General features: G+C 72.2%; 12 protein-coding genes. 5 read left to right on the forward strand and 7 right to left on the reverse strand.

Annotated elements, in window-relative coordinates; genetic code table 11:
• Positions 1-3 precede the first annotated feature (3 nt).
• The 5 genes from EJV46_RS04730 to EJV46_RS04750 form a co-directional block, all read right to left on the reverse strand.
• Entirely contained in the window at positions 4-1,188 is a 1,185-nt protein-coding gene (locus EJV46_RS04730) for a patatin-like phospholipase family protein (protein ID WP_131547425.1), read from the reverse strand.
• Between the two features lie 78 nt (positions 1,189-1,266).
• Positions 1,267-3,039 carry a DcaP family trimeric outer membrane transporter gene (locus tag EJV46_RS04735; protein ID WP_131547426.1) on the reverse strand — a complete coding sequence of 591 codons (1,773 nt, stop codon included), beginning with the start codon at positions 3,037-3,039 and terminating at the stop codon, positions 1,267-1,269.
• Complete coding sequence (locus tag EJV46_RS04740; protein ID WP_131547427.1) at positions 3,036-3,323, reverse strand: glycine zipper domain-containing protein; 288 nt, start codon at positions 3,321-3,323, stop codon at positions 3,036-3,038. Before EJV46_RS04740 ends, EJV46_RS04735 begins: the two co-directional genes overlap by 4 nt.
• Positions 3,324-3,340: 17 nt before the next feature.
• Positions 3,341-3,781, reverse strand: a complete 441-nt coding sequence (locus EJV46_RS04745; RefSeq protein ID WP_131547428.1) for a Rap1a/Tai family immunity protein — start codon at positions 3,779-3,781, stop codon at positions 3,341-3,343.
• Positions 3,782-3,965: 184 nt separating this feature from the next.
• Complete coding sequence (locus tag EJV46_RS04750; RefSeq protein WP_165585341.1) at positions 3,966-5,051, reverse strand: helix-turn-helix domain-containing protein; 1,086 nt, start codon at positions 5,049-5,051, stop codon at positions 3,966-3,968.
• A gap of 270 nt (positions 5,052-5,321) precedes the next feature.
• On the opposite strand from EJV46_RS04750, the gene glsA reads away from it, so the two are divergent.
• Genes glsA through EJV46_RS04765 form a run of 3 tightly spaced genes read left to right on the forward strand, consistent with a single transcriptional unit; the run spans position 5,322 to position 8,970 of the window.
• Positions 5,322-6,341 carry a glutaminase A gene (glsA, locus tag EJV46_RS04755; protein ID WP_131547430.1) on the forward strand — a complete coding sequence of 340 codons (1,020 nt, stop codon included), beginning with the start codon at positions 5,322-5,324 and terminating at the stop codon, positions 6,339-6,341.
• Entirely contained in the window at positions 6,338-7,990 is a 1,653-nt protein-coding gene (locus EJV46_RS04760; protein WP_240782400.1) for an MFS transporter, read from the forward strand. Before glsA ends, EJV46_RS04760 begins: the two co-directional genes overlap by 4 nt.
• Positions 7,987-8,970: an asparaginase gene (locus EJV46_RS04765; protein WP_131547431.1), complete on the forward strand. Its 984-nt coding sequence runs from the start codon at positions 7,987-7,989 to the stop codon at positions 8,968-8,970. Before EJV46_RS04760 ends, EJV46_RS04765 begins: the two co-directional genes overlap by 4 nt.
• Before the next feature lie 52 nt (positions 8,971-9,022).
• Here EJV46_RS04765 and EJV46_RS04770 read toward each other — a convergent pair whose 3' ends face one another.
• Together EJV46_RS04770 and EJV46_RS04775 are read right to left on the reverse strand one after the other, a co-directional pair.
• On the reverse strand, positions 9,023-10,237 hold the full coding sequence (locus tag EJV46_RS04770; protein WP_240782401.1) for an aminotransferase class III-fold pyridoxal phosphate-dependent enzyme: 1,215 nt from the start codon (positions 10,235-10,237) through the stop codon (positions 9,023-9,025).
• Entirely contained in the window at positions 10,234-11,799 is a 1,566-nt protein-coding gene (locus tag EJV46_RS04775) for an ABC transporter substrate-binding protein (protein WP_131547432.1), read from the reverse strand. The genes EJV46_RS04770 and EJV46_RS04775 overlap by 4 nt, the downstream gene beginning before the upstream one ends.
• Positions 11,800-11,882: 83 nt before the next feature.
• Here EJV46_RS04775 and EJV46_RS04780 point away from each other — a divergent pair, with 83 nt between their 5' ends.
• Positions 11,883-14,186: a penicillin acylase family protein gene (locus EJV46_RS04780; protein WP_165585342.1), complete on the forward strand. Its 2,304-nt coding sequence runs from the start codon at positions 11,883-11,885 to the stop codon at positions 14,184-14,186.
• A 139-nt stretch (positions 14,187-14,325) separates the two neighbouring features.
• Complete coding sequence (locus EJV46_RS04785; RefSeq protein WP_131547434.1) at positions 14,326-14,979, forward strand: DUF1028 domain-containing protein; 654 nt, start codon at positions 14,326-14,328, stop codon at positions 14,977-14,979.
• Positions 14,980-15,051 lie beyond the last annotated feature (72 nt).

Genomic DNA, 15,051 nt, shown 5'->3' on the forward strand with positions numbered 1-15,051 from the left:
CCGTCAGCGCGCCGCGGGGGCCGCCGTGCTGCTCACCCCGGGCGGCACCCTGTGCCAGGGCTGTCCTGCCTGGGCATAGCCGTAGTCGAAGAGCGCCTGCATATAGGGCGGGTCGAAGGGCTCCCGCCGCTCCGCCTGGAAGTCCGGCCCGATGAAGGCCAGCCGGAATGCCACCCCGTCGCGCAGGGTCGTCAGGTAGATGCGGTGGATGTCGCTGATGCCGCTGAAATGCAGCAGCGTGGCCGCCGAGCGCCGGGCGATGCTGAACAGGCCCCGCGGCGTCACGCTCCCCTCCACGTCCACGCGGCCGTTGCGGATGACATAGGCGGTGCGCTCGCGCAGGCTCCCTCGCTCGCGGAGATTCACCGAGGAGGGGTAGAGGAAGACCTGCATGGCGGCGCCGCCGTCCACATGCATCTCCTCATAGCTCCGCCCCCGGTATTCGACCGGCACGAGCACCGGCGGAAAGGCGCCCGGGATGGAGGCCGAGGCCAGCAGGATGCTGCGGAACAGCTTCAGCGCGTCCGGGTGGCCGCTGGCCGCGATGGCGCCGATGTTCCACACCACAGGCCGCTGCAGGTCGAGATTGGTGGTGCCGATCAGCAGCAGCCGCCCGCGCCGGTACTCGCGGGCGATGGCCTCCAGCATGGCCTCGTCGGTGTGGCGGCCGATGAGGCGGGCCAGGGGCGAGGTGTCGGCCAGCGCCTCGCCGAAGAGCAGCGGGACCACGGCGAAGACCTGCCGCGGCAGCAGCAGGATGTCGCGCGGCGCGATCTCGGTGAAGACCTCCCGCAGATGGGGGTCGTAGGCGGGGCCGAGGAAGGCGAAGGGCGCGATCAGCGCACCGGCCGAGATGCCGGTCACCACCGTAAAATCCGGCCGATCGCCCGCCGCCGTCCAGCCGTTCAGCAGGCCCGCGCCGAAGGCCCCGTTGTCGGCCCCGCCCGAGATGGCGAGGAAGGTGGTCGGCGGCCGGGGCGCGCCGGGCGGCAGGGTCGCGGCCTCGCGGGCCACCATCGCGACGCCCTCGCGGAGAATGGCGTCCGGGCTGCCGTCGATCCAGAAACGGGCATTGGGGATGCCGAGGACCGCGAGAGCCTCGGCGGATTCCGGCGGGGGCGCCGGGAGCCGCGCGATGCTGCCGCAGCCGGCCAGCAGCAGAAGCAGCCAGGCGGCAGACCGCCTCAACACGCCTGAATCCCAGGTCCTCTTGTCATCCCGGGCGAGATCTCCTGTTCCACGATGACGCCCCGGGCGGCTGCCGCGTCAGAAGCGTGCGACGGCGCCGAAGAGGAGGCGGCTGGCGATACCGTGGCCGACCTTACCCGACCCTGCGGCCGTCGCACCGCCGAAGACATCGCGCCGCGTGAAAAGATACTCCAGCCCCAGATCCAGCCAGCCGCTGCCGAAGACCCCGTTGCGGACCTCCGCAAAGGGACTCCAGATGAGGTTGGCGAAGCCCTGATGGACGTCGCGGTTCAGCGCCATCGCGGCGGCGGAGCCCGGAGCGAAGCCCAGGGCGTATCCCGGGAAATCCTGGCGCGCATAGGAATAGGCGAAATTGCTCCGCAGCTGCGGCATCCAGAACCGCCGATAGGCCAGGGTCGCGCCCCAGGCCGGGGTTGCGTCCAGGCTCACGCGGCCGTGAACGCCGGGCATGCCGATATTGGACAGGGCGTCCTGGCCGTTGGTGCTTCCCGCGAAATAGCGGCCGATTCCCTCGCCGTAATAGACCATGCCCACCAGCTCGTCCGGGCCGAACCGGTCGGAAACGAGCCGCATCGGGAGCCGCGCATGGGCCGCGAGGCCCCAGCCGGTCGCCGAGGCCGTGCCGGCGGGCGCGCCCGCGGCGGTCCCGGCCGGGCGGATCTGCAGCTGGCGCAGCAGCGCCCGGGCGCCGAGCTCGATCCCGTTCCCGCGATAGGTCAGCCGCGCGAGGACATCCGGCATGGCGTTGAAGGCCGGGCTCGCCCCGCCGTCGAGCGTGCTGGACGGATTGAAGACGCCGCCCGCCGCCGTGTACTGCGTCTCGGGCGCCTCGATCGAGAACTGTCCTGTCAGGCCCTTCGCCAGCCGCGCCGTCACGCGGAGCTGCGCCTGGCGGATAAAGGATTGGTTGAGGTTCGTGGCGTCGATGATCGTCTCAAACAGCCCCTCATTCCACAGGCTGTTGGCCTGGCCCGCGAGGACGGCGAACCGCTCCGTGCCGAGCTCAGCCCAGGCCTGCCGGAGGCGGAAGGTCGCATTGGCGGAGGTTCCGCCGCCGAAGTCGCCCTCGATCCGGGTCTCCAGCGTGCCCCAGCTCGTGAGCGTCCGCGTGTCGACGCCGAAGCGGCTGAAGCGGGCCGAGGCGGTGAACTCGCCGCCCTGCTGATCGGCGGGGCTGCCACGCAGCGGAATCCCACCCGGCAGCGGCGCATCGGTCTGGTTGCGGGCGTTGAAATCCTGGTGGCCGGTGACCCTGGCGAAGCCGTAGAGCCGGAGCTGGGTGTCGGTGCCCGGCACCCGGAAGGCGACGCCCGGCAGGTCGGAACGTAGCGCGTCCTCGAAGGAATGGCCCATGGGCTCGGGCGGTTCGAGGCCGGGCACCGTGCGCTCGGCCGGCGCCCCGCCCATGGTGGCCAGCGCCGCGGAGGCCTGGGTGAGGCTGCGTGACGCCGCCTGGGCCTCGTTCGCCGCCACGCGGGCCTCCCGCGCCGCCGCCTGCGCCGCCTCGACCGCGGGATCGGGGGCCCGGCGTGCAGCCCGGTCGGGCACCGCGACCACGGCGGGCGGGCGGGCCGCCGGCGGACGGCCGGCGGGCTGCGCGCTCCTGGCCTCCAGCTGCTCCAGCCGGCGCTGCATCGCGTCCAGCTGGCGTCTCAGCTCCGCGATCGTCGCGGCGTCGCTGCCCTGGGCCGAGGCGGGCGCCGCGCCGGCCAGGCACAGGAGGGCGGCGAGCGGCAGGCCGAGGCGCTTGCGGCCCCTCGCCCCCGTCCCGCGCGCCGACAACCCCGCCGGGCCGACCTCCCCCGGCGGGACGGCGGGGCTGGCCGTCATTGGGAGGCGCGGCCCGCCGCGACACCCTGGTTGAAGGACCGCTGCTGGGCGCGCCGGCTCTGGTCGAGGGCGAATCCGCCGCCCGCGCCCACGCCGGCGCCGATCAGCGCGCCGAGGCCGGCATTGCCGGAGAAGGAGCCGATCGCGAGGCCGGTCAGCGCGCCGGCCGCCGCGCCGCCGCCGACCCGCTGCGTCGTCGGGCTGATCGGCACGTTCAGCGTCTCGTCGGCGCAGGCGCCTAGGCCAAGCACGAGGGCGACGGGAAGGAGGAGCGTCTTGCGCATGTTCTTGTCCTTCCGGATCAGCGCCGCGCGCCGCGCGCGGTCGGGCAGGGATAGGTGGCGGCGGCCCAGCGCAGCAGGCCGTTCACGGCGAGCTCGCCGGCATGCTGCGGATTGGCGGCCGCCCAGGCGACGAAGGAGGTCTGCGCGGCCTCCAGCGTCGGGGTCGGCGTGGGCAGGCAGAAGATCGCCGCACGGCCGCCGGGGCGCGAGATCTCCATATGGTACTGGCCGACGCCCACGATGACGCCGCGGCAAAAGGCCTGCGAGACATGGCCAACCTCCTCGCTCAGCGGCGCACCGCAGAGGCTCGCGAGATTGCCGGTGGTCACGGGGCCGGCGGTCACGGGGCCGCTGGCAGTGGGGCCGGCCGGCGCCGGGGCCGTCGTCTGGGCCGGCGCTCCCCCCATGGCGGCGGCCAGCAGCACCAGGCTGCCGGCCAAGGTGGTGACGAAGCGCATGAGCAGAACTCCCCTTTGCCGCCGGCTTTCCGCGACCTCGCGTGCCGGCCTTCGAAATGCGCGACCGCCCTTGCGGCGCCGGCTTCCGCCACCCGAACGCTAGGTCCAGGGAGGGGCCGCAGCCATGGCTCCCGCATGCCGATCCCGTGCCGTGCGTCCCAAAGGCGCCGGCAGCAGGCCCTGCTCAGATCTGCCGGAGGGCGCTGGCGAAGTCGCGCGCGCCCGCCTGGCCGGGGCTCTTGCGGATGGGGGCGGCGACCCAGCCGCTCTGGGCCGTCTGGCGGAGCTGCGTCGGCGAGTAGTCGAACTCGCGGCGGAAGGCCCGGCTGAAGGCGGAGGGGTCGAAAAAGCCGAAATCCTCGGCGACCTTGATGATGTCCCGCGTGTTCGCGGGGTCCGAGAGCGCCTGGTGCGCCTGGCGCAGCCGCTCGCTCTGGATGTAGCGCGCCACGCCGCCGAAGGGCTCGAAGAGGCGGTAGAGCTGCGAGCGCGACACGCCGGCGAGCTTGCACAGCCGGTCGGGCCCGAGCCGCGTGGAGCGCAGATTCTGCCGGATGATCTGCCGGATGCGGCCGAGCCGGGCGCGTTCCACATGCCCCTCGGCGTCCAGGGCCGCGGGCGAGGAGGGCGCGATGCAGGCCGCGATCAGCGAGCGGGTGGCCTCGGCGGCGCGCGGCAGCTCGGCCTCCGTCATGGTCCGCAGGCTGTCGGCGAGGCTTTCCACGTAATGGCCCAGCAGCCCGCCCATGGCGCTGCCCAGCGGGGCTTCGCGGCAGGCGTCGATGGTGGGGCCGAGGCCCGGGAAGGCATCGCGCGAGACGAAGAGGCACAGCCAGTCCCGCTCCGTGCGGTCGCCGTCGACGACCTGGTCGAGGGACAGGATGTGCGGCACGCCGGTCGGGACCGAGATCTGGGCCGCCTCCGTCCGCAGCCGCATCGAGCCGGTGCGCGGCACGTGGATCTGCCAGAGGTCGAGCGAATCCCGGCGGATCTGGGCTCGGGTGCGCTGGAAGCGGCAGGCTGGGGCCTCGACCGCGCTGAGCGCGAAATGGCCGAAGCTCCACATGCGGAAGCGTGCCGCGTAGCCGGGCCCGGGGCCGAGCGATTCCGTCATCTCGACCACGGAGCGGCAATGGTCGCGCCAGGCCTCGAACTGCTGCGCGGCGGGCAGGTCCAGGGTCGAGAAGCTCACGGGCCGGAGCAGGCCGCGGCCGGGCTCGACCGCCGGCGCGCTTCGGTCCTCCTGCGGGAGGATCTCGGAATCTCGCATGCGTCTGACCGCCCTTCTCATGCCGGGGACAGCGTTTTCGAACGCACAGACCTCTCAGTTCCCAACCCATGTCACCAGGGTTTTCGGCTGCCGCGGCATGATATCGGGACGGGAGGGATACTGGCTGGATTTTCGGCCCATCTGCGCCTCCCCGCAAATGCCTAGCCTGAGCGTGTCGCCGTATTGCTGCGATGCTGAACCCGCCCGGTGCTCCGCGTCCATCGATTTTACATGCCAGGCTAAGAACCCGGGGAAGAAAGGCCGCATTTCATGGATTACCGCCTTCACCTGGACGACCTGCCCGGGCCGGAGACGGTCTCGACCGGACATCTGCCGGAAGCGGTGACGGTCGCGGCCCAGGTCGAGGAGGCGCATCGCCGCTACGCGCCCGTCGCCGAGGGGCAGGTCGCGGACTACATTCCCGCCCTCGCCGAGGCCGGGCCGGGGCTCTTCGGCATCTGCGTGGCCGGTGTCGACGGCAGGGTCTTCTCGGTGGGCGATGCGGAGCGGCCCTTCTCCATCCAGAGCATGTCGAAGCCCTTCGTCTTCGCGTTGGTCTGCCAGGCGCTGGGCGGCGGCCAGGCCCGCGAGAAGATCGGCGTGAATGCCACCGGCCTCGCCTTCAACTCGGTGATGGCGATCGAGCTCAACGCCGACCGCACCATGAATCCCATGGTCAATGCCGGCGCCATCGCGACGACGAGCCTCGCCCCGGGCGCCAATGCCGAGGCGAAGTGGCGCTTCATCCGCGAGGGCCTGTCCCGCTTCGCGGGCCGCGAGCTGGAGCTGGACGAGGAAGTCTACGCCTCCGAGGCCGCGACCAACCAGCGCAACCAGGGCATCGCGCGGCTGCTGCTCGGCTATGGCCGCATGTATTCGGATCCCGACGAGGCGACCGACATCTACACGCGGCAATGCGCCCTGAACGTGACGGCGCGCGACATGGCGGTAATGGGCGCGACGCTGGCCGATGGCGGCGTGAACCCGGTGACGCGCGAGCGCGTCATGGACGCCGACCGCTGCCGGCGCGTGCTCGCCGTGATGGCGACGGCCGGCCTCTACGAGCAGTCGGGGGACTGGCTCTACGAGGTGGGGCTGCCGGGCAAGAGCGGCGTCGCCGGCGGCATCGTCACCATCGCGCCCGGCAAGGGCGGTCTCGGCACCTTCTCGCCGCCGCTGGATTCCGCGGGCAACAGCGTGCGCGGCCAACTCGTGACGAAGTTCCTATCCGAGCGGCTCGGGCTGAACCTCTTCGCCTCCAAGCCGGAACAACCAGGGAGCGCCCCATGAGCACGAGTGCCGCCGAGGTCCGGGAATCCTGGATTCCCATGGTCGCCATCGCCCTGGCCCAGGTGCTGATGTCCTTCAACGTGGCCGCCCTGCCCGTCTCGCTCTCCGGCATGGTGGCGAGCTTCGGCGTGCCGCCCACCACGGTCGCGACCGGCATCGTCATGTACTCGCTGGCCGTCGCGGGATTCGTGATGCTGGGCGGCAAGCTGGTGCAGCGCTTCGGCTCCACCCAGGTCTTCCGCGTGGTGATCGGCGTCTTCGCCGTCGCCCAGGTGCTGATGGTGATCGCGCCGGCGGCCGGCGTGATGCTCTCGGCGCAGCTCCTGGCCGGCCTCGCGGCCGCGGTGATCGTCCCGGCGCTGGTGGCGCTGATCGCGCATCACTACCACGGCACGCAGCAGGCGACGGCGGTGGGCGCGCTGGGCTCGGCCCGGGCGGCGGCCGGCGTCTCCGCCTTCCTGATCGGCGGGCTGCTCGGCACCTTCGTCGGCTGGCGGCCGGTCTTCGGCATCCTCGTCGTGCTGGCGGCCATCGTCTTCTTCCTCAGCTTCAGGCTGAGGCCGCAGGCGGCGCGCCCCGAGGTGAGGATCGACCTGGTGGGCGTCGTGCTGGCCGCGGCCTCGATCATCATGATCGTCTTCGGCTTCAACAACCTGAACCGCTTCGGCCTCGGCGTCGCCCGGCCCGCCGCGCCCTTCGACATCTTCGGCATGTCGCCCGCGCCGATCATGATCGTGGCCGGCATCATCCTGCTGCAGGTCTTCCTGGCCTGGACCCGCCGCGTCCAGGCGCGGGGCGGCACGCCGCTGCTGGACCTCAGCATCATCACCTCCGGCCAGGAGCGCGCGGCGGTCTATGCGATGTTCACCGTCGTCGGTCTCGAATCCATGCTGAACTTCACCGTGCCGCTCTATATCCAAATCGTGCAGGGCCGCACGCCGATCGAGACGACGATCGCCATGATGCCCTTCAACCTCACCGTCTTCTTCACGGCGATGCTGGTGGTGAAGCTCTACGACAAGGTGACGCCGCGGCGGATCGCCCAGTGCGGCTTCGCGCTCTGCATCCTGGGCCTGCTCTGGCTCGCCTGGGTGGTGCGCAACGACTGGTCGGCGGTGCCCGTCATGCTGGGGCTGATCACCTTCGGCATCGGCCAGGGCGCGCTGGTGACGCTGGTCTTCAACGTGCTGGTGACCGCGGCACCGAAGGAGCTCGCCGGCGATGTCGGCGCGCTGCGCGGCACGACGCAGAACCTCGCCGCCGGCGTCGGCACCGCCGTCTCGGGCGCCCTCCTGGTGGGGCTGCTCTCGGCCGGCGTCATGTACCGCATCGCCGAGAACCCGCGGCTGCCGGTGGAGGTGATCGGGCAAATCGACCTCGAGAGCATCAACTTCGTCAACAACACCCAACTGCTCGCCATCATGCAGCGCACCGGCGCCGCGCCGGAGGTGGTGGCCGAGGCCGTCAGGGTGAATACGGAGGCCCGCCTGCAGGCGCTGAAGATCGGCCTGCTGATCATGGCGGCCGTGGCGGCGCTCGCCATGATCCCGGCGAGCCGGCTGCCCAACTATCGCCCCGGCGAAATTCCCGACCGCCCGGCGCCGCGGAACACGGCCAGGCGCGAGGAGGAGGGCGAGGCCGCCGCATGACACGGCCACGGCTCCTCTTCCTCTCGCTCGGCGGCACCATTACCATGCTGCCCGATGCGGGCGGCGGCATCGCGCCGAAACTGGGCGCGGCCGAGCTCGTGGCTTCCGTGCCCGAGCTTGCCGGAGTGGCCGAGGTCGAGGCGCATTCGCCCTACCGGCTGCCAAGCCCCTCGCTGGAGCCCGGCCAGCTGGTCGAGGTCGCTAAGCGCATCGAGGACGGCTTCGCCGCAGGCTTCGACGGCGCAGTGGTGATCCAGGGCACCGACACGATCGAGGAATCCGCCTTCCTGCTCGACCTGCTGGTGGCCGACGACAAGCCCGTCGTCGTCACCGGCGCCATGCGCGGGGCGGATGCGCCGGGCGCGGATGGTCCCGCGAACCTCCTGGCCGCGGCCCGCGTCGCGGCCTCGCCCGAGGCGCGCGGCCTCGGCACGCTCGCCGTACTGAACTACGACATCCACGCAGCGCGCTTCGTGCAGAAGTCGCACACCGCGCTGCCCTCGGCCTTCGCCTCGCCGTTGGCCGGGCCGATCGGCGTGGTGGCCGAGGGCCGGCCGCGCTTCTACGCCCGCGTGCCGCGGATGCCGGGCCTGCCCAGCTATGGCGGCCCGCCGCGCCCCGTGGCGCTGCTGAAATGGGCCATGGGCGAGGACGGGAGGCTGCTCGGGGCGCTGCCGGGCCTCGGCTATGCCGGCGCCGTCGTCGAGGCGATGGGCGCGGGCCATGTTCCCGCCGAGGCCGCGCCGCTGCTGGGCGAGCTGGCGCTCCGCATGCCCGTGGTGCTGGCGACGCGGGCCATGGCCGGCCCGGTCTTCACCCGCACCTATGGCTATGCGGGCTCGGAAATCGACCTGCTGGGCCGCGGGCTCATCCCGGCCGGCTTCCTCTCCGGCCTGAAGGCGCGGCTGCTGCTCGGCCTCGCCCTGCGCGGCGGAGGCGGGCAGAGCACGGCCGCCGCCGCCTTCGCGAACTACCGGTGACCCGAGGGACGCGCCGAGCCCAACCCCGTCTCCCGAGGCGGCCCGGCCGCCTCTAACGCAACTCCCGGATCGCGGCGAAGCCGGCCTCGGACGCGGCGAGCACCGCGTCGATGTCGGCCTCCGTATGCGCGGCGCAGAGGAACATGTTGTGCCGCGGATGGAGGAAGGCGCCCTCGGCCAGGGCGGCCCGGCAGAAGGCGCGGCCCATCGCGAAGTCCTCGTCGCCGTCGAAGAGGAAGAGCGGCATGGAGACGGGCCCTGTCTGCCGCAAGCCGACATTCCCGCCGCGCGCCCGTTCCGCGAGCCCGTCGCGCAGCCGCTGACCGAGGGTTTCCAGATGGCCGACCACGTCGCGCCGCTCCAGCTCCCCGAGGGTCGCGACGGCGGCGGCCATGGCGACCGAGGAGCACCAGAAGGAGCCGGTGACGAAAATACGCGAGGCCGCGTCGCGCAGGGAGTCCTTCCCCGTCACGGCGGCGAGCGTATGCCCGTTGGCGATCGCCTTGCTCCAGGCGGAGAGGTCGGGCCGCACGCCCACCGTCTCCCAGGAGCCGCCGGGATGCAGCCGGAAGCCCGCGCGCACGTCGTCCAGGATGAGCGCCGCGCCCTTCCGGTCGCAGATGGCGCGCGCGGCGGCGGCGAAGGTCGGCGCGGGCAGCTCCTGATCGACCACATTGTCGTGCCGGAAGCCGGTGACGAGGATGGCGGCGAGGTCGCCGCCCGCGGCATCGGCCGCGGCCTCGAGGCTCGCCACGTCGTTGTAGTCGAAGCGGAGCTGGTTCGCCTTGTCCGCCTCCGTCGTGCCGGCGGGAACCGGCGTGCACCAGGGCGCGGCGCCGTGATAGGAGCCGCGCGCCATCAGGATGGTGCCCCGCCCCGTGGCGGCGCGGGCGATGGTCACGCAGGTGGTCGTCGCATCTGTGCCGTTCTTCTGGAACATGGCCCAGTCGGCGGCGGGGATGCGATCCACCAGCCGTTCCGCCAGCTCGACCAGCACGGGGCCGGGGCCGTTCAGCGCGTCGCCGAGCTCCGTCTGCTTCCGCGCGGCGGCGTCCACTGCAGGGTCGTGATGGCCGAGCACGATGGGCCCCCAGCTGCACATGAGGTCGACATAGCGGCGCCCGTCCACGTCCCAGACATGGCCGCCCTCCCCGCGCGCGAAGAATTGCGGATAGCCCTCGGGCAGCTTCTTCGCGTCCAGATGGCCCCACATGCCGCCTGGAATGACGCGGGCGGCGCGCTCGCGCAGATCGGAATCGGTGCTCAAACCTTCACTCCCCAGAACATCGGATAGGCCGCCTGGGGCACGTCGCGCAGGCGCTCGCGATAGCCGGCCGGAATGGTGAACTGGCCCCACATCACGGAGGGCACGTTGCGGGCCGCGGTCGCCTGGATCTCGCCGGCGATGCGCTTGCGCGCCTCGGGCGTGGGGGCCAGGGCGAATTCGCCCAGCAGCCGCTCCGCGTCCCGGTCGCAATCCCAGCCGGGATAGTCGGCGCAGGTATTGGCCACGTAGAAATGCGTGAGCGGGGAGAACATGTCGGTGCCGTTCGCGTAGACGGCGAACATGTGCCAGCCCTCGCGCCGGGCGCGGCGGGCCAGCACCGTGCCCCAGTCCATCTGCTGCTCCTCGACGTTGAAGCCGGCGAGCTTCATGTTCTGGATCATCACCTGCGCGGCCGTCTGGCTGATGCTGCCGGCCACCGTCAGGAAGACGAGGGGCTGGCCGCGATAGGAGGTGGCGGCCAGCATGCGCTTCGCCCCCTCCACGTCGAGGCCCATCGCCTCCGCGCCCGCCCGGCTGTCATAGGGCGCGTCGCAGAGGAAGAAGGAGGGGCATGGCGGCGCGCGGAAGCGCTCGGGCACGCCGATCGCGGTGAGCACCGAGGCCTGGTCGGCGCAATGCCACAGCACCCGGCGGATCGCCGGATCGTCCATCGGCGCGGCCGCGTGGTTGAGACGAAAATTGCCTTGGAACATGTGGATGCCGCCCAACCCCATCAGCCTCACGCCGCGCGCGCGTTCCAGCCGCGGCAGCAGGTCGAAGGGCAGGTACTGCATGTAGTCGATCTCGCCCTGCATGAGGGCGGTGGCGCCCGTCGCCTGGTCCGGCATGACGCGCAGGGTCACGCTGTCGAGATGCACGCGCTTGCCGCCGGCGAGGAAGTCATTCGGCTCCTCGCGCGGGACATAGCCCTCGAAGCGCTCCAGGACCATGTAGTTGCCCGGGCGCCAGTCGGCGGCGCGGAAGCGGAAGGGGCCGCTGCCGACGATCTCGCGGATGCGGGTCTCGACCGGCACGCGCGCCAGCCGCTCGGGCAGCATCACGGGCAGCGGCGCGTTGGGCTTGCCCAGCACGTCGAGGACCAGCGGAAACGGGCGGGACAGGGTCAGCCGGAAGCTCTTCGCGTCCAGCGCCACGATCTCCGCCTTGGCGGCCCAGAGCATGCGGCCCTGGGAATCCCGCGGCGCCCAGCGCTCCAGGCTCGCCACGCAATCGGCCGCGGTGACGGGCCCGCCGTCGTGCCAGAGCAGGCCGTCGCGCAGACGGAAGGTCCAGACGAGGCCATCCGGACTCGTCTCCCAGGCGGCCACCATCTGCGGCTTGATCATCCCCTGCCCGTCCATGGCGAAGAGCGTGTCGAAGACGTGATAGCCGAAGGTCCGCGTGATGGCGGCCGTGGTGGCATGCGGATCGAGGATGACGACCTCGCTCTCCAGCACGAGGTTGGCCGTGCCGGCCGCCCTCGCGGGCGGCGCGATCCAGGGAAGCGCGACGCCGCCGGCGGCGAGCATGGCGCCACGTCGGGTGATCTTCGTCGGTGTCATTGTCCGCACGTCCCCTATTCGTTGTTGCCGAGAGGGTATTTCCTATGTGCGACGCGCGTCCAGCAGGCGAGGAAGATATCGGGATGAACCAGGAAGAACTGCGGGCGGCCGCGCGGCGCGCCGTGCCGGAGCTGACGGGCGAGGTCACGCTGCCGGGGCTGGAGGCGCCGGTGACCGTGCTTCGCGATGCCCTGGGCGTGGCCCATATCCGCGCGGGGTCCACGAGGGACGCCTTCTTTGCCCAAGGCTTCTGCCACGCGCAGGACCGGCTCTTCCAGATGGAGCTGAATCGCCGCCGCGCGCTGGGGCGCAGCGCGGAATGGCTCGGCCCCTCGGCCTTCGGGGCGGATGCGCTGTCGCGGCGGCTCGGCGTCGAGGGCGCCAGCCGGCGCGACGCCGCCGCCCTGGGGGACGAAGCCAAGGTCATGATCGAGGCCTATGCGGCGGGGGTGAACGCCTTCCTGGCCTCGGGCGCGCCCCTGCCGATCGAGTACACCCTGCTCGGCGCCACGCCGGAGCCCTGGGAGGGCTGGCAGACCATCGCGGTGATGCGGCGGCTCGGGCTGCTCATGGGCTCGGTCTGGTTCAAGCTCTGGCGCGCGGCGGCGCTGCCGGTCGCGGGCGAGGCCGTGACCAGCCTGCGCTACGACGACGGCGGCAAGGATGTCCTGCTGATGCCGCAGGGCGCGGAGGCCGATCGCTGGCGGGCGAGCTTGGCGGAGCTCGCGCCTGCGGTCGCCGCCCTGATGGAGGCGGCGGAGCAGGATGCGACGGGCGGCGGCAGCAACAACTGGGCCGTCTCGTCGGAGCTCAGCGCGATGGGGCGGCCCCTGCTGGCCGGCGATCCGCATCGCGTCCTCGAACTGCCGAACATGTATGCCCAGGGGCACCTCGCCTGCCCGGCCTTCGACGTGATCGGCCTCACGGTGCCGGGCGTGCCGGGCTTCCCGCACTTCGCCCATAACGGGAAGGTGGCCTACTGCGTCACGCACGGCTTCGCCGATATCCACGATCTCTATGTCGAGCGCTTCGACGAGCGCGCGGAGCACGCGATGTTCCGCGAGATGTGGGAGCCGGTGCGGCGGCGGGTGGAGGCCGTCGCCATCCGCGGCGAGGCGCCGCGCGAGGTGGAGATCGTGGAGACGCGGCACGGGCCGGTCATCGCCGGCGACCCGGCCTCGGGACACGCGCTCTCATTGAAGAGCGTACAGTTCGCCGAGACCGACCTCTCCTTCGACTGCCTGCCCCGCATGCTGCGCGCGGAGAATGTGAAGGCGCTCTACGAGGCCACGCGCGGCTGGGGGCTCATCGACCACAACCTCGTGGCCGGCGACACGCAGGGCCATATCGGCTGGCTGCTGCGCGCGCGGCTGCCCCGGCGCGGACGGGAATGCGGCTGGCTGCCCATGCCCGGCTGGACCGGCGAGCACGAATGGCAGGGCTGGATCCCGCATGAGGAGATGCCGGTGCTGCACGACCCGGCGGGCGGGATCATCGTCACCGCCAACAACCGCATCGCCGCCGACGATCACCCGGACTACCTGTTGACGGACTGCCACCCGCCCTATCGCGCCCGGCGCGTGGCGGCGCTGCTGACGGCCGACGCGTCGACGCGCAGCCCCGCAGGCTCGGCGGCCATCCATGGCGACGTGCTGTCGCAGCCGGCCGGCGATGTCATCGCGAGACTCGACGCGCTGGGAGGCTGCACGGGCGCCGCGGAAGCCCTGCGCGCGGAGCTGGCCGCCTGGGATGCGCGGATGGAGGCCGCCTCCGTCACCGCCTCGCGCTACATCGCCTTCCGCATCGCGCTGACGAAGCGGCTCGCGGCGGTGAGCGGCCTCGGCGCGCTGGCCTCGCACCCCTATCTCCAGCCCTCGCCGGGCGTGGCGCCGCTCATGCAGCTCTGGTGGGCACTGCCGGCCCTGCTGCGCGCCGACGATGCCAGCCTGCTCGGGGGCGAGAGCTGGGACGGGCTGCTGCAGGCCGCGCTGGACGAGGTGGCCGCGACGCCCGCCCCGGAGAACTGGGGCGAGGTGCATCGCCCGAAGCTCGCGCATCCGCTCTCGCCGCTCTTCCCGGAGGCCGCCTCCGTGCTGGACCCGATCGCCGAGCCGCTGGGCGGCGACGGCGACTGCGTCATGGCCAATGGCCTGATCGCGCCGGCCGGTCCGCGCACGGCCTATGGCGCGCTGTCGCGCTATGCCTTCGACGTGGGCGACTGGGAGAACAGCCTCTGGACCGTCTTCCACGGCACCTCCGGCCATCCCGGCAGCCCCCACTACGCCGATCAGCACAAGACCTGGGCGGCGGCGCGGATGACGCCGATGCGCTATGCCTGGGACGGGCTTGAGGCGGAGGCGCGGAGCCGGCAGGTTCTGCGGCCGTGATATGTCTCCACCCTCGGACGCCGGGCCCCGCTTCCGGCGGCTTGGCTTCGCCCCACCACCAGAGCACCCGGCCGGGCGGTCACATTGGCGGCGCCGGCCGCCTTGCGGCCGGATGCTCGAAGCGAGGTAAACTCACCACATGACCTACTCCCTGACCGCGCGCTGCGCCGAGACTGGGGCCTTCGGGACCATCGTCACCTCCTCCTCCATCGCGACGGCCGCGCGCTGCGCCTGGGCCGGGCCGATGGGCGCCGTCGCCACCCAGAACCTCTCCGATCCGGCACTCGGCCCGCAGGGACTCGCATTGCTGCGGCAGGGGCTGGGCGCGCGGGCGGTGGTGGACCTGCTGATCCGCTCGACCCGCGGCGTGGAGCACCGGCAGCTCGCGGTGGTGGACAGGATGGGCGGGGTCGCCTGGTTCTCGGGCGGCAAGGCTATGCCGGAGCACGCGGTGGCGACGGGGCCGGATTGCGTCTCGATGGGGAACCTGCTGGCGAATACGGGCGTGCCTCAGGCGATGGTGGTTTCCTTCGCCGCCAGCGCGGGGGCTCCGCTGGCCGAGCGGCTGGTGCGCGCGCTGGAGGCCGGGCTGGAGGCGGGCGGCGAGTTCGACGACGAGCACGGCGCCGGCCTGCTGGTGGCGGACCGCTACGACTGGCCGGTGGTGGACCTGCGCGTGGACTGGCACGACGAGCCGGTGGCGGAGCTGCGCCGGCTCTGGATGCGGTACGAGCCGCAGCAGGCGGCCTATGTGGCGCGGGCTCTGGACGCCGATCGCGCGCCGGGGTTCTGACTCGAGGGGGCTTCGTCCCCTCGAACTCCCCCGGCAGGAAACGCAGTTTCCTGCACCTTCGGTCAGTAAGAG

The organism is Roseococcus sp. SYP-B2431, from assembly GCF_004336745.1.
Lineage (GTDB): Bacteria > Pseudomonadota > Alphaproteobacteria > Acetobacterales > Acetobacteraceae > Roseococcus.

Bases quoted from the DNA above. Each gene is read 5' to 3' on its own strand.
- EJV46_RS04785 (WP_131547434.1), top strand. From the start codon at position 14,326: ATGACCTACTCCCTGACCGCGCGCTGCGCCGAGACTGGGGCCTTCGGG.
- EJV46_RS04745 (WP_131547428.1), bottom strand. From the start codon at position 3,781: ATGCGCTTCGTCACCACCTTGGCCGGCAGCCTGGTGCTGCTGGCCGCC.
- EJV46_RS04740 (WP_131547427.1), bottom strand. From the start codon at position 3,323: ATGCGCAAGACGCTCCTCCTTCCCGTCGCCCTCGTGCTTGGCCTAGGC.
- glsA (WP_131547430.1), top strand. From the start codon at position 5,322: ATGGATTACCGCCTTCACCTGGACGACCTGCCCGGGCCGGAGACGGTC.
- EJV46_RS04775 (WP_131547432.1), bottom strand. From the start codon at position 11,799: ATGACACCGACGAAGATCACCCGACGTGGCGCCATGCTCGCCGCCGGC.
- EJV46_RS04760 (WP_240782400.1), top strand. From the start codon at position 6,338: ATGAGCACGAGTGCCGCCGAGGTCCGGGAATCCTGGATTCCCATGGTC.
- EJV46_RS04735 (WP_131547426.1), bottom strand. From the start codon at position 3,039: ATGACGGCCAGCCCCGCCGTCCCGCCGGGGGAGGTCGGCCCGGCGGGG.
- EJV46_RS04750 (WP_165585341.1), bottom strand. From the start codon at position 5,051: ATGCGAGATTCCGAGATCCTCCCGCAGGAGGACCGAAGCGCGCCGGCG.
- EJV46_RS04765 (WP_131547431.1), top strand. From the start codon at position 7,987: ATGACACGGCCACGGCTCCTCTTCCTCTCGCTCGGCGGCACCATTACC.
- EJV46_RS04780 (WP_165585342.1), top strand. From the start codon at position 11,883: ATGAACCAGGAAGAACTGCGGGCGGCCGCGCGGCGCGCCGTGCCGGAG.